The sequence below is a fragment of the Coleofasciculus sp. H7-1 genome (genome assembly GCF_057473865.1).
Genome location: NZ_JBYCCT010000002.1, coordinates 1 through 13,713 on the forward strand (window position 1 = coordinate 1; position 13,713 = coordinate 13,713).

Consider the following 13,713-nt stretch of genomic DNA (forward strand, 5'->3'; position numbering starts at 1 on the left):
CTTTGAGAGAGTCTAAATCTAGAAGCTCTGTTAGAATTTTAATATCTCTTTTGCTAGCCATAGCTGTAAATTCACCTAAAAATACTATGCTTATATTTATAGTTAATAAAAAATAGTCTTTACATGTTAATCTGTTCAATCTTTTTAGTAACTTTTTGAGATATTTTTTAATGTTTTTTCTAATTATAACTAATGTTTTGGCATAAAAAGTACTGAAGAGCCAAATTCTTTGATTGGACAGGCACTGGGTGGCGCTGATACTGTCAGTCTCGTGGTTGCCTTAGTTCTATTTATTAAGGAAGCTCCCGATCGCAGAAAACAATTTCACTACCAAGCTTGGAGTACGGTTGATGCATCGCATGGCGTAAAAGTTAGTTATGCAAGAATTCTGGCATTGCAAGATTTGAATGAGGATGGTGTTTCTCTTAGAGGTTTGGATTCTCCTGGTGCAGAGTTAGTAGATATTAATCTTCCTAAAGCCAATTTGAGTCGAGCGAATTTGAGTGAAACCGATCTCAGTAATGCCAATCTGAGTCACGCAAACTTCGATAATGCTAACCTCAGTCAGGCAAAACTGAGTGGTGCCAATCTCAGTCATGCCCATTTAAGTTTTATTCGCTTAAATCAGGCTAATCTCAGTAGCGCTAATCTCAGTAACACTAACTTAATTTGTGCGGACTTGAGTAATGCCAATCTGAGCGGTGCTAATTTGAGAAATGCAAGTTTGAGTGGTTCTAACCTAGATAGTGCTTACCTAAGTGGTGCAAATCTCAAAGGTGCTAAAGTCAGCATTTCTGAACTGAAGGCGGCTTTTCTTGAAGGTGCTATCATGCCAGACGGCTCAAAATATCAGTCGCAGAATTAGGCTCAAGAGTAGCAGGACAGATAGGATTTATCTCAAGAAAACTCCAAAGCCGTAGTCACGTCTAAATTTCTATGATTAAATCTATCGGTTCATAGTCAAAGCCAATGAACACCACGAAGGCGAATGAAATTCTCCAACGGTATGGCGACCAAGATAGAAACTTTCAAAATCTGGAGATCAGTCGCATTAACCTGAGTCGGGTTGACCTGCGTGGAGCCGATTTTAGCCAAAGTGCCCGTCGCATTCACTTCCTCCTAAATTTCTACCCAACGCCGCGCCCGATCCTCCTGTTCCCATTCCTGGTCAATTGCAAGGAAGCTCATACGCTGGCGGGATCGTTGGGGACATTTGGTTTATCGGAGGGATTGCAACCATCGGCGTTTGTATTGGTCTCGCCACGCCACAGTCGCCCAGGAATATTATCCCATCTCCACAGTTCCATCGCCAGTATGCGAATGGTGCATTTGTTTACTAGAAAACTATCATAAACTTTGTAGTAATCACCAACTACAAGGGCACTGTTGTAGTCATCCAGGTCTATTGCAACTTCTTCCAAACAGCATACACTTGGGGTTTTGCGTCGTTCAACGATCTGTTCGACTAGATGCTCGGAAACAAACTGTAGACACTTCATTTTTCTTTCTTAATGTTTGTTCTACAAACAGATTTTAAAAACTAATGACTAATTAGCGGATTTCCTCATAGAACTTCTTGAGGTAAGTTGCTTCAACTCCGATACCCCAAAGAAAGCCAATGTAGAGGTATATTGCTGTAGCTTTAAGAGAACCCCATTTTGCCACACGGCGATCGCTACTTTGGACAATGCGATTTACTTGGCGAATCCGTCCTCGTTTCACCAGCTTCAGGCACAAGTCCGCTTCCTCCATAATCGGTAATGCTACATCAAATCCGCCACACTCCCAGAAATCAGCGCGGCGACAAAACATTACCTGATCGCCAAATAATAATCGCAAACCCTTAAAAAACAAACAAGGTCGGAAAAGTAGCGGCGCGTAGTAAGTTTTGAGGTAATTGTGCAGCGACACTCCCCAGCGCGTCGTCTGGGAACCTGCCATCAGAGAAATAAACCCGCCGCCAGCAACGGCTGGATCGGCTAAAGTTTGCTCAACCACTGCCACAAAGTCATCTGGAACCGAGGTATCTGCGTGCAGAAAGCACAGGATATCCCCCGTCGCCGCCTCTGCGCCTCGGTTCATCTGCACCGAACGCCCGCGCTCCTTGGAAATGAGGACACGCGCTTGAGATGACGGTGCGATCGCTGGTAATATCTGCTGGGCGATCGCAACCGTCTCATCTTCACTTTTGCCATCTACCACCAGCACTTCCCACGCAGGAGGCGCAAGCAAACTCAGCTGTCGCAGGGTGCGTTCCAGACACGTCGCCTCATTCAGCGTGGGAATAATAATCGAAACGCGAGACATCTCCTCTTTAGCATCCTCATTCAATAAAAAAAACCGGCGTTACCACCGGCTAAAATCAAGCATCACCAGCACAGCTTGCACATTATGCGATCGATGGAGTCATTTGCTTTTGTTGCTGAGCCAATTCTACGAGACGACGAATCCGATCCTCAGTCGGGGGATGGGTACGGAAAAGAGATTGCAACCCTTTTGTCGAAATAGGATTGACAATCAGTAGCGGCGACATCGCTGGATTGCCGTTCATCGGAATCTGATGACCCATTGCCTCCAGCTTCTCCAACGCACTGGCAAGCGCCAAAGGATTCCCCGTGATTTCAGCCGAACCCAAGTCAGCAGAAAACTCCCTAGTGCGGGAAATCGCAAACTGGATCAGCGCCGCAGCAACCGGAGCCAAAACGATTAGAAACAAGGCACCCAAAGCGTTTCCCCCTCGACGGTCATCGCGGGTGACAGGGCCGTAAAGCGCTCCAAACGTCAGAATCCGTCCAGCAAATGTAATTGCTCCAGCGATAGTGCCTGCAACCGCCTGAGTTAGAGTGTCGCGGTTTTTGACGTGGGTGAGTTCGTGAGCCAAAACACCTTCGAGTTCTTCGCGGGAGAGTAATTCTATAATCCCTTGAGTCACTGCCACAGACGCATGATCCGGATCTCGTCCGGTTGCAAAAGCATTGGGCGATTTAGTTGGCACTAAAAACAATTTCGGCATGGGAATCCCCGCCCTTTGGCTCAAAGAAGCTACCATATCGTAGAGTTCTGGAGCCTCCTGACGCTCTAGCGGTTTGGCGCGATACGCCATCAAGGCGGCTTGGTCGGAATAGTACCAGGAGCCAAAACTACTGAATGCAGCAAAAGCCAGACCTAAGTATAGCCCCTGCTCGTTGCCGACTAGATAATAGCCACCCAGAACCAGAAGACCGCTGAGGAGTCCCAGCAATGCTGCTGTCTTAATTTGGTTTCCAAACATGATGATTAGAAAGCAGTTGTTGAGGATTTTCTTTATTTGTTCTTAAGTTCTCAGATTTTGGAGTGTCTAAGCTCTATCTCATGTATGAAACTTGCCTCTTCCGGCTGGTAGGGAAATGTGTAACGGGCTACATCTCTTTTCAGGTGGAAGCGATCGCTATTACCAAATGAGCCTTTTTATACCCCGAATCATTGCTTGAAATGGAACTTCCCATAAGTGTTCCAAACCCCAGATATATTGTAGATATCTGGGAAAACCTAAAAATCTTAATTTAAAATTATCTGTATTTACTGTTCTTGAATATTGTAGATATCTGATTATCAAACGCTCGGAAGCTGATTTTTCTTTTCTACTCGTAAGCTGATATTCGCTGCGCTCAAATTTAGAAACAGGTAGATTTTGTACTTGTTGTAAAATCGACAGAGGGATTGGGGCATTGAGAATTTCAGGTAATTTTGCCAGTATATTTTGTAACGGCAAAATTAAGCGGTACTTTTGTGCCAGAGTCACCAGCCGGTTCCAATCAATTTCTGCTTGGTATGAATTGAGAAGTATTGCGGCATCAGCTAGCCGACTAATTGGAAAAACAAAATTATTCATTCCTCCATATACACAAACGTATAATAGCTGCTCGGTGGGATTTAAAACATAAGTTGATAAGTCATCCAGCTTGGTTAATATCGCACTATCCCAGAAATCCTTTTCAGCATCTTCTTGAAAACCATCTGCAAACAGATGCCAGCGAAGATTAAACTGTTGTTTTAATTCATTCTCAAATCCTAGAGTATGGAAGAAGGGTGTAATTGTATCTGGTATTTTTCCTTTGGCTCTCCAGCCACTTTTTTGTAACAGAGTTACGGCTGCTAAAGCATCTGCTGGATGAACTAAAAAATCAAAATTATGTATCATCCGCAAGCCATAATCTTTGTAGTAATGTATATTCAAAGCTGCATCTTTGAGCAATATTGTTTTGATACCATCCTTTTGAAAACAACTGATAATAGCTGCGACTTGTTGCAACAAAACTTGGTTTTCACACCATGTACGTCGGTAAACTCCCTTCAGTCTTGCCATATGCAGATCCGTCACGTCATGTGCGGATAAGTTGCGATAAAGTAAAGGCAGCAACCGATAGGATTCTACATCGAGAGCCTCAATATCGGCAGATGTTCTCCATTTATGCCAGGAATCCATTGCCTCTTCTCCCTGCAAAAGTGCTGCCCGCAACAGCAATGTTTGCTCGAAATTAGGCCAGCTACAGCTATAATTATTTTCTGAATTGAGATTATGCATTTCAGGTAATTTAGGATTTTTTCTAAGCATAATTTAATAATCAATTAAGGTAATTTCATGCCTGGAATGTTTACTCTAATTTTGTAAATCGAGGTGCAAGCCGTAATATAAAGGCTTTGCAAATCGTCATCTCCCCAAGCACAATTAGCTGGCACTTCCGGAGTAACAATTGTTCCTAAATGATTCCCTTCTGGATCGAAAACCCACACGCCTCCTGCACCTGTGCAGTAGATATGTCCTTGCACGTCTACTTTCATCCCATCAGGTAAACCAGGTTTCTTACCATTCATATTGTAAAAAATGCGACTGTTGGCAAGCGTGCCATCCGGTTGAACGTCGAATAATCGAATATGACGGCGTTCCGAATCGTCGATATAAAGCTTTTTTTCATCAGGTGAAAATGCTAATCCATTGGGTTTATCAAAATCGTCGGCTACTATAATAATTTCGTTGCCATCAGGCGAAAGGCGGTAAACTCCCTGAATCGGTTGTTCTTGCTGTTCGGGTTTGATGCCATAAGGCGGATCTGTGAAATAAATAGCACCGTCACTTTTGACAACTACATCATTGGGACTATTCAGGTTTTTACCTTGAAATTTATCGGCTAAGACAGTAATCGAACCATTTTTTTCGGTGCGGGTAACTCGGCGCGTGCCGTGTTCGCAAGCAATGAGTCGTCCCTGCTTATCTCTAGTCAACCCGTTGGAATTACGACTAGGCTCTCTAAAGACTATTACCTCATTCTTGGGGGTCAGTTTAAAGATTTTGTTAGCCGGAATATCACTAAATAGAATAGATTTTTCTTGGTTAAACCAAATTGGCCCTTCAGTAAATTGAAATCCGGTTGCCACCCGTTCGAGCTTTACTTTTTCAGGAAAAATAGTTTTAAAATTTTGATGCTTTGCCTCTAGACAACCAGAGGCTAATAGGGGTTTTATCCATTTCTCTATTAGAAACATTTTCCTTTTATTTTTCCTGAATATACTTATGAAAAATCCAAATCCAAGTAACAGAATAAAAACTAATAGAACTTTTCTACTGAGGTGGATGTTGGCTAACACGATAATTATATAATGACAGTCCTGCATCAATCTTTAACACTGTTCCCGTAGTAAATTCAGAAAAATATTCTGAGGCTAAATAAACAGCCGCTCGACCAATATAACGAGGACTAATTGAACTTTGATGCAGCGGCGTATATTTATCAGGGAGGGGAATTCCCTGGTCATCTTCCGCTACCCAACCGGGAGCTATTCCGTTCACTCTGATCCCATAGGCTGCTAAGTCGATAGCCAATTCTTCTATAATCATTCTTAAGGCAGCTTTTGAAGAACTATAACTAGGCCAACGTACAAGTGTCTCTTGGTGTAAAGAAGTAATAAATATAATAGTTCCCTGAATTTGCATATCTATCATCATGATTGAGATAAGCTTCGTTAGATACATGGGGCCGAAAACATTTGTATTAAAAGTTTTATGCCATTCTTCTAAATTCAGATTTTTTATGCCTATTGTTTCAAATTGAATGCCTGCATTGTTAATCAGTATATCAATAGTAATATTGTTCTGTACAAAGAAACTTTTTAAAGCATCTATATCTTCAATTTTTGTTATGTCAGATAAAAAACTTTTAACTTGAACTGAATAGCTAGTTAATTCTTGTTCTAATTTTTCACATCTTTCCTGATTAATTTCGGTGAAAAAAACATTTGCGCCTTGTTTAGCCATCTCAAGGGCAATGCTTCTGCCAATATTTTTACCAGCCCCAGTTATCAAAACATTTTTTCCTACTAACAGTTGATTATCTATTACCCTAGAAGTATCTACTTCTAGGATATGAATAATTGGCTTTGGAGGGATAGATGGAGATGGATTAATGAATGATTTTAAGGCGGCTTTTAAACGAGTTTTAAAATTGATTTGCATGACAATAACTATGAGTTCTTTACCTGCTCACCTGCGGCGCGTCGTCGGTCAAGAGAAGCTTTGAGAATTTTAATATATTCAGTTTGGAATTGCCTTTCTCTAATTCCCTTATTTGTTTTATGAATCCGTCGCTTTGCAACCAAATATGGTAACATTTTCATCCGAAGTTTTACTTCAACAGCACGTACATACCAACAGGCAAATTCGGCTAGATTCCACTTAGTTTCAAAAGAACCTACACGGAAAAAAGCATCTCGTTTTATCAGTAAGGCTGAGGGGATATGTCCCGATACTAACTCAGTAGGACAGTGGATTTTTGCCCTCATACTCTCCTCTAAGTCTGGGCTATAAAACTGTTCGACTAATCCGAATACTATATCTAGTTCAGGTTCGCTTTCAAAAGCTGTCATTTGACTTGCCAGTTTATCTTCTACCCACAAATCATCAGCATCGAGAAAAGCAAAGAAGTTGCCTTGTGATAATTCTATGCCGTGATTGCGGGCAGCAGCACTACCACTGTTAGTTTGAAAATAGTATCGTACTAATGAGCCAAAGCGTTTTGCGACTTCTGCACTACCATCCGTTGAACCATCGTCTACGACAATAATTTCTATGGGTTGATAGGTTTGAGCTAGTACGCTTTCGATAGCTTCAGCCAGATAGCGATCGCAGTTGTATACAGGAATAATAACGCTGACCAAAGAAGAACCGCTCATTTTTATTCTTTCTCCAGTTTTTGATGGCGTTTACGTTCGATTGATTGTTTCATAATCTTCAGTAAATTTTGGTTATTAACTGCTGAATTTAGTGAAAGATTTGTATTGTGGATGTGTTTATGAAGTAACACTTCAGCCATAACAGTCATTGAAATATTATTATCTTTAGCGCGAGAGAACCAATCAACATCTTCAGCCACCGTAAATTCAGGATTTAACTTGCCAATCGCTTCAAACAAAGTCTTTCGCGCTACCAAAGTTTCCATAATGCAACCGATATGCTCACCTTCAAGTAACTCTGGTCTAAATCCTGGTGGAATGGAATGCCCTTCCTCCAAAAAAAACTTGACTTTGGCAACTGTGTATTGGATTTCTGGATGTTGAATCATATAACTAACTTGGGTGCTTAATTTGTTAGGTGTCCAAGTATCGTCATGGGAAAGAAAAGCAATAAATTCTCCTCTAGCAGAATCAATTCCTTGATTATAAGCATCTGCAATTCCCTGAGTAGTTTGGCGGACATAGCGAACCTGCTGAAAAGATTTAGCAATATTTTCAGTGTTATCTATTGATTGACCATCCACAACAATAATTTCATAGGGTTCGTAAGTCTGAGCTAGAATGCTTTCAATGGCTCTTGTTAAGTAACGCTCTCCATTTTTGACAACTATAATTACACTGACTAGCGGTAAATTTTTGTTCGGGTTATTTTCTGCAACCATTACATTATTTTTGGGATTTCAGGAGAGGTACCAAGGTACTCATTAATCGGTATATCTGATAAGGAATTATTTTGAAAATTCCCACGTTTCCGGCATCGATCTAAATGGTTTTTGAAAATCCTTACAAACCCAAGTTCGACTAAATTTTTTCCTACTGTCATGTTATCTTTATGCTTGCGATAAAACAGGCTTACCTGTTCTAATATAACCTTTGAAATGCCCTTTTCCCACGCTCGGATAAACCAATCAATGTCTTCAGCATAATTGAGCGTTTCATCGAAAAAGCCAACTATATCAAAAACTGATTTTCTATAAATTGCACTTCCTAAATTAATATAGCTGTAAGGTTGGTAAGCAAGTTCAAAAAGGGGTTGATTGTTCACCGCCAGTTGAGATAGCTTCATTTGTTGAATTAATCCCTGAACAATCTTTACCGAGGGATTAGCTGCCAAATAATTAGCTTGAAGTTTAAGCTTATCTTCCGACCACAGATCGTCAACATCCAAGAAAGCGATCGCATCCCCTTTCGCTATCCTTAAACCACGGTTACGAGCCGCTGCTGGGCCGCTATTTTCCTGATAAACATAGTGGATACTATCTTTAGATCGCGCTGCTACTTCTGCTGTTCCATCAGTTGAGCCATCATCAACAATGATAATTTCTAAAGGTTGATAGTCCTGGTTTTTGACATTTTTAATGGCTTCTGAGAGATACTTCTCCCCGTTGTAAACCGGAATAATAACGCTAACGAATAATTGGTTATCGTCCATTGTTTATTGCTTTGTAATGAGGTTTAAAATCACTTCAGGAATTTCCCTTAAATCGGTGCCGAGTTCTAAGTAATAACAAGGAAGCTGGCTAACGATTTTCATCATCATCTGGCAAGCTTCCTTGCCAGCACCCGGTAGTTGTAGAATTGTACTCGGCGCAAGTGCTGCTAAGGCTGCTGCCGCCGAGGTCGGTTTCAAGGTGGTGTTTGTTTCCCCAGTAATGCGTGGGATTAAAATTGATCGGAGGGGAAAACTGGGCAATATTTTTTCGGGAAAATGGTCATTAATGAAATAAAGCGCTTTTTCCGAATCGAGGCGATCGCTATTGCTAATTGCCTTAGCGAGAAACGGCAATCTTTGAACATCATCGGCATTTTTTTTGCCAGTGCTGTAAATGCTAAAAACAGTTGGAGTGGGGTCAGAAGCAATCAAACTATAGTCGTCGCTGGCATAGAAAAGCTCAGAGTTAAGGCAGGTTAAAGCTGTAGTTGATTTACCAGACCCCCCTTTTCCGACTAGCAACACGCCGCCACTTGGCATTCCAACTGCACCCGCATGAACCAGTTGCAGTCCCCGCTTACTCATCCAGACGTTAAAAATTGTCCGTAGCGGAGAACCTGCTTCCCAGTAAGGAAGTTGTTCGGTTGTCTCAACCCAATAGATTCCCAGGTTGCGATCGCTATCTAAAATGCTTAACGCAAACGCACCCCATTGGAAACTCGTATGAATGCGTTCATTAGTAAACCCGATAATTTCCCCGCGCTTTGGATGATGATGATTTCTTTGCCAAGGTGGAGGCGGCATTACGGTGTTTGTCGAGGCACTATCCCACAAACAAACTGTCAGCGCTGGATCTGAAACAGGTTCTGTAGCTAAATGTCCTAAAGCTGGTGTCATGTAGGGAATTAAAGCTGAACCAGCAAAACGCAACCGAATTTTAAACCCGCCTAAGCAATAAAAACGGTCAATAGAACCAGATGCAGCCTCAGCTTTTTCGTATAGTTCATAAACTGTATTAAAAAAAGCTAAAGCGTCTTTCTGTTCTGTTTTGGTGGCAATCTCGGATGCCAATTCGTTAGTAATCATGTTGAAAAAAACTTAAGGAATTAGCTGAAACCTAGGGGCAAATCCTGACGACTGCCCCTTCCCAATACACTTTGAAGCTGACTGATAATGATGCCAAATGCTGATTTAATCAGACCTCAACTTTAACATTAGGCCAGCCCACCACCTCATTAACTTCATGGATGGGGTCTAAAGCCAGCAATTCTTCCATATCTGTGTATTTTTCTAAGCTTGGGGGTGAAAAAGTGAGCTTTTCCGGCTTACCGTTTGTTGTGGTTGGTAAGCTAGCTATATTTGAATCTTTCGACTCTTCTGTGCCGTCAAAGATAATTAGTTCTTCTTGCTGCAATCTGGCAATAAAATCATTGACAGTATTTTCAATATTTTGGCGATCGCCCTCGTAGCACTGAATTATTTTTTGGATAATATTGCTTTTGGAAGTACCTTTAATAATTTCTTCCCAAATATCAGCTCCAACTTTAACCAGACTATAATAATCTCCCTTATCCAAGTTGACGATTACAACTTCACCATCAATGGTTTCGTGGACAACCTTAGGAGCATTCACCTTGAAGATTTCTGAATGATTCATGATTATGGGGGGCTTCGAGTATATTACCAAGCTTTGTTTCGCTTATCTTAACCCTAAGCTAACCTTAAGATATTCTAATGTCAAGATATAAATAATTGGTTTTTATCATCAATATATAAATAATATAATTATCGGGCTTTTGCGAACAAATAACTATTTAATATCCTCAAGAATATCACAGCATAAATATTATGAGCTTTTGATTTAAACAGATTGGTAAAAAGCTCATAATATTTAATTTAAAATTGAAAAAATTTTATTTCTTTTCCAACACCATCTTCATTAAGGAAGAAATTTTATACTTTAAGCATGAAAATCATAACTTTTTTTCCTCAGCTTGAATCTTTTCAATACCTGCTCTCCTAATAGCCTGATTGGTCGCAGCAGATAGTAAAGGAAAGCTGGAAATTCCGCCAAGGGTAGTAGCAGCCAGTCGGTAGTAGTCGGCGTGATTGCTAAATTCAGAGAGTACCGCACCCTGTCAATCAGGCGTTCTCTGGCGTTTAAATGGAAGCGGGTGGTTGTCCCGTCTTTAACAGAACCGTCCGACGAACAAAAAAGCTGTTCGCATACTTCAGCCGCTAGCAATTCTACCGCTGGGTCAGCCTGAATCTTTTGCCAGACATCATCTGGCAAGGCAGTTCCCAGAAGACGATGTGCCAGCATTAAACCCAGAAACAACATTCGCTGACCGCCCTTGGCGCTAGCTTGCTGCATCAGTTTGCCCCAGTCTAGCTGTGGATGGCTGCGGATAAGTTCGGCTACGTCGCAGATTCTTGCCAGTTGTGTCCAGCAGTCTTTGGTTCCGTGTCCGCAGATAGTTAGCAACGAATTCTCTGGCGAGAGGTTGGGAACTGTCGTGCCAGCAATGGAGACAGGCTCAAGGTCATCCCACAATTCTTTAGAATCGATAGGAAAAGAAAAATACTTCGGCATCACTCCCCAGTGCAGTTCCACCAGCACTCCTTTCTGGTGGTTTCTAAATGGATAGGCAGCTTCGCGCACAAATTGATGAATATGAGGCGAAGTCACAAAAGCTGCTTCCTGTTCTTGAGTCACTTCGATGCGCTCGATTTTCATCTGGTATCCTTGAGACAAAAACAGCGCCTTTGCACGTTCGATGTCTCTTTTTTGCACCAGGATGTCTAAATCCCAGAACTGTCTTCTCAACAAATTGCCGTAGGCACAAGCGGCTAAAACTGGCCCTTTGAAAGGTAGAACCGGGATTCCTTGTGCTTCAAATAGATTCACGAGTCTAACCAGTTCGCCGCTCAAAAACAGGCTGCGTCGAGTTAGGATTTGAAAATCAGCCCGCAACTTAGTCAGAATGTTCTTGGGAACCGCTTCCGGACAGGTGCTGTTTAGATTCCAATACAAAAGCGGCATCACCTTATGCTCAGTCGCCATTTGGATCAGTTCTGCCCAATCTAGGTGATTTTCCTGAAGTAGAGTGACTAGCCGCTCAACTTTTTCCAATTCCATCTGAGCGCTGGCACAGATTAGCAGCACTTCGATTTCAGGGCGAGTCCCTACCGATGAAGCTTTAGCAGGTAATGTTTGCAATATCTGACTCCACTAATTTGGCTAAGTCTGGTAATAATATTCACAATTAGTCAATTTTTATATACAAATAGGGCAAAATTTGTGTAATTTTGATGAAAATATATTGAATTTTAGTAAAGATTTAGTAATTTCCAATTTTTGCTAGTGTTTGTACGATGGTAGTGTCACGAAATTTTCGCTATACGAAACTCCTAATTTTAGAACCCTGACTAATCAAGGGTTTGAGAAATTGCCTCTAGGGTGAGGCGAAAAACTAATCACCGCTAACCAGTTGTAAGAGCTATGTTTTCTCCTTTTTAAGGAAAGAGCAAGTCTTATCCAAGAAATATTGCTAAAAAAACCCATTTTCTTGAAGAAAACGGGTTGTAATAGCAGCTTTGATTTTGGGCGATCGCTTGCAGGCAGTCTTTCTACTCAGCAGGCGCTGCGATCGCGCCTTTCGCTAACAGCTGTTTCCACTACCTGTATACTATGGGTTGTTCGACAGCATCTCGGAACTGTTGCACTTCTTCAGTGAAGCCTATTGGCAGAACGCTGACGACATTTTCATGGGGACGGGGAATGATCACCCAGGATTCTACAGCACCACCATGAACTTTTTCTACGGCAGCAATTCCCGCCTCCATTGAAGTTTTCACTTCTGAAACATCCCCCCGAATATTGACAGTAAAACGGGCGCTACCAACTCGGATATAGCCGACTAGGGTAACTCTTCCAGCTTTAACCATCGCATCTGCCGCTGCTAGGACAGCAGGAAAGCCTTTTGTTTCTATCGATCCAACTGCCTGTGGCATTGGCTATCTATCTCCTGAATCTAAATTTAATTGAGTTACGTGGAGCTAAGAACTAATTGTACGAATTTTCGATGCACCTTTTGATGGAAATGCCCCTTGCCTTTACTTTCCAGCTTTTTGACTTGACAAAAGAGCAAACAATCGGGTGGACAAAATCCCAAGAATTGCTGGGATGGCTGGCAATGTCCGCCCAAAATTAAGTTACTGTTGTTAACCAACTACGACATACGGAACTGTTCAACTTTCTGGGTAAAATGAATGGGCATAACCATTTCAACATTTTCAGTAGGATTGGGGATGATGTAGTGGGAGATGACTTGACCTCCGTAGACTGTCTCTGCGGCTTTAATCCCAGCAGTAACAGCGATGTTGACTTCAGAAACTTTTCCCCGAACGGAAACCATAAAGTTCCCTTTTTCTACAAGTCCATAATGAACCAGCGTGACTGCACCAGCTTTAACCATTGCGTCTGCTGCTGCTAGTACAGCTGGGAATCCTAACGTTTCGATCGTTCCCACTGCCTGTGGCATAAAATCAGTTCCTCCAGTCCCAGCAATATTCCCAGCAATATTTCATTGTACGAGGCTTCTGATAATATTTTTGATTTGAGATTTAAGATTTGTGCTTCTGGAGACAAAGCGAGAAGCGCGGCTGCGGGCAGTATACGCTAGCTGTTGTCGTTCAGATGCTGCGAAGATGGCGATCGCTACCCTTAATAGAAGGCATCCTAGATGTCGATAGGCTAGAAGTGGAATGATTGAGTGGGTGAAGATGTCAGCATAATTATCCAACTGAAGCAGCGACTAAAATCACCTTAGATGCGTTTGTCCTATCAACCCTCCCAGATGCAGGATGGAAAGCGAACACTAAAAAAAAACGACTTAAAATTTTATGATTTGAGCGCGGATAGGTGGTGGCATAAAGATGATAAAATATTATTAAATTTATGGATAATTAGAGGAGCTTAATTATTTGTAACCTGGTTAGAGCGGAAGCTAGGT

At 41.7% G+C, this 13,713-nt stretch carries 16 protein-coding genes; 2 read left to right on the forward strand and 14 right to left on the reverse strand.

The features are described 5' to 3' along the window. Positions 1-229 precede the first annotated feature (229 nt). A complete protein-coding gene (locus AC2VDX_RS00145; protein ID WP_378172967.1) occupies positions 230-865 on the forward strand; it encodes a pentapeptide repeat-containing protein in 636 nt (211 codons plus the stop codon). A 319-nt stretch (positions 866-1,184) separates the two neighbouring features. Here AC2VDX_RS00145 and AC2VDX_RS00150 read toward each other — a convergent pair whose 3' ends face one another. The 14 genes from AC2VDX_RS00150 to AC2VDX_RS00215 all read right to left on the reverse strand — a co-directional run bounded on the left by AC2VDX_RS00150 (position 1,185) and on the right by AC2VDX_RS00215 (position 13,242). Further along, positions 1,185-1,499, reverse strand: a complete 315-nt coding sequence (locus AC2VDX_RS00150) for a hypothetical protein (protein ID WP_378172964.1) — start codon at positions 1,497-1,499, stop codon at positions 1,185-1,187. 52 nt (positions 1,500-1,551) lie between these two features. Then, positions 1,552-2,307 (reverse strand): TIGR04283 family arsenosugar biosynthesis glycosyltransferase, encoded by a 756-nt coding sequence (locus AC2VDX_RS00155; protein ID WP_378172962.1) that lies wholly within the window; start codon positions 2,305-2,307, stop codon positions 1,552-1,554. Between the two features lie 82 nt (positions 2,308-2,389). Next, positions 2,390-3,271 (reverse strand): M48 family metalloprotease, encoded by an 882-nt coding sequence (locus AC2VDX_RS00160; protein ID WP_378172959.1) that lies wholly within the window; start codon positions 3,269-3,271, stop codon positions 2,390-2,392. Positions 3,272-3,430: 159 nt separating this feature from the next. Then, a complete protein-coding gene (locus AC2VDX_RS00165; RefSeq protein ID WP_378172956.1) occupies positions 3,431-4,594 on the reverse strand; it encodes a nucleotidyltransferase family protein in 1,164 nt (387 codons plus the stop codon). A 14-nt stretch (positions 4,595-4,608) separates the two neighbouring features. Then, positions 4,609-5,523 (reverse strand): SMP-30/gluconolactonase/LRE family protein, encoded by a 915-nt coding sequence (locus tag AC2VDX_RS00170; protein WP_378172954.1) that lies wholly within the window; start codon positions 5,521-5,523, stop codon positions 4,609-4,611. Positions 5,524-5,599: 76 nt separating this feature from the next. Continuing rightward, entirely contained in the window at positions 5,600-6,490 is an 891-nt protein-coding gene (locus AC2VDX_RS00175; RefSeq protein WP_378172951.1) for an SDR family NAD(P)-dependent oxidoreductase, read from the reverse strand. Positions 6,491-6,498: 8 nt separating this feature from the next. Further along, entirely contained in the window at positions 6,499-7,206 is a 708-nt protein-coding gene (locus tag AC2VDX_RS00180) for a glycosyltransferase family 2 protein (RefSeq protein ID WP_378172948.1), read from the reverse strand. Positions 7,207-7,208: 2 nt separating this feature from the next. After that, a complete protein-coding gene (locus AC2VDX_RS00185; protein ID WP_378172945.1) occupies positions 7,209-7,928 on the reverse strand; it encodes a glycosyltransferase in 720 nt (239 codons plus the stop codon). Further along, positions 7,928-8,698 carry a glycosyltransferase family 2 protein gene (locus tag AC2VDX_RS00190; RefSeq protein ID WP_378172943.1) on the reverse strand — a complete coding sequence of 257 codons (771 nt, stop codon included), beginning with the start codon at positions 8,696-8,698 and terminating at the stop codon, positions 7,928-7,930. Before AC2VDX_RS00190 ends, AC2VDX_RS00185 begins: the two co-directional genes overlap by 1 nt. A 3-nt stretch (positions 8,699-8,701) precedes the next feature. Then, positions 8,702-9,784, reverse strand: a complete 1,083-nt coding sequence (locus tag AC2VDX_RS00195; protein ID WP_378172940.1) for a serine kinase — start codon at positions 9,782-9,784, stop codon at positions 8,702-8,704. 109 nt (positions 9,785-9,893) lie between these two features. Beyond that, a complete protein-coding gene (locus AC2VDX_RS00200; protein ID WP_378172937.1) occupies positions 9,894-10,355 on the reverse strand; it encodes a PqqD family protein in 462 nt (153 codons plus the stop codon). Positions 10,356-10,658: 303 nt separating this feature from the next. After that, entirely contained in the window at positions 10,659-11,918 is a 1,260-nt protein-coding gene (locus AC2VDX_RS00205) for a nucleotidyltransferase domain-containing protein (protein WP_378172935.1), read from the reverse strand. Between the two features lie 458 nt (positions 11,919-12,376). After that, entirely contained in the window at positions 12,377-12,712 is a 336-nt protein-coding gene (locus AC2VDX_RS00210; RefSeq protein ID WP_378172932.1) for a carbon dioxide-concentrating mechanism protein CcmK, read from the reverse strand. A 218-nt stretch (positions 12,713-12,930) separates the two neighbouring features. Then, positions 12,931-13,242 carry a carbon dioxide-concentrating mechanism protein CcmK gene (locus tag AC2VDX_RS00215; protein WP_378172927.1) on the reverse strand — a complete coding sequence of 104 codons (312 nt, stop codon included), beginning with the start codon at positions 13,240-13,242 and terminating at the stop codon, positions 12,931-12,933. An 89-nt stretch (positions 13,243-13,331) separates the two neighbouring features. Between AC2VDX_RS00215 and AC2VDX_RS00220 the strand changes: the two genes are divergently transcribed. Further along, positions 13,332-13,469, forward strand: a complete 138-nt coding sequence (locus tag AC2VDX_RS00220; protein ID WP_378172924.1) for a hypothetical protein — start codon at positions 13,332-13,334, stop codon at positions 13,467-13,469. The last annotated feature ends 244 nt before the right edge of the window (positions 13,470-13,713 follow it).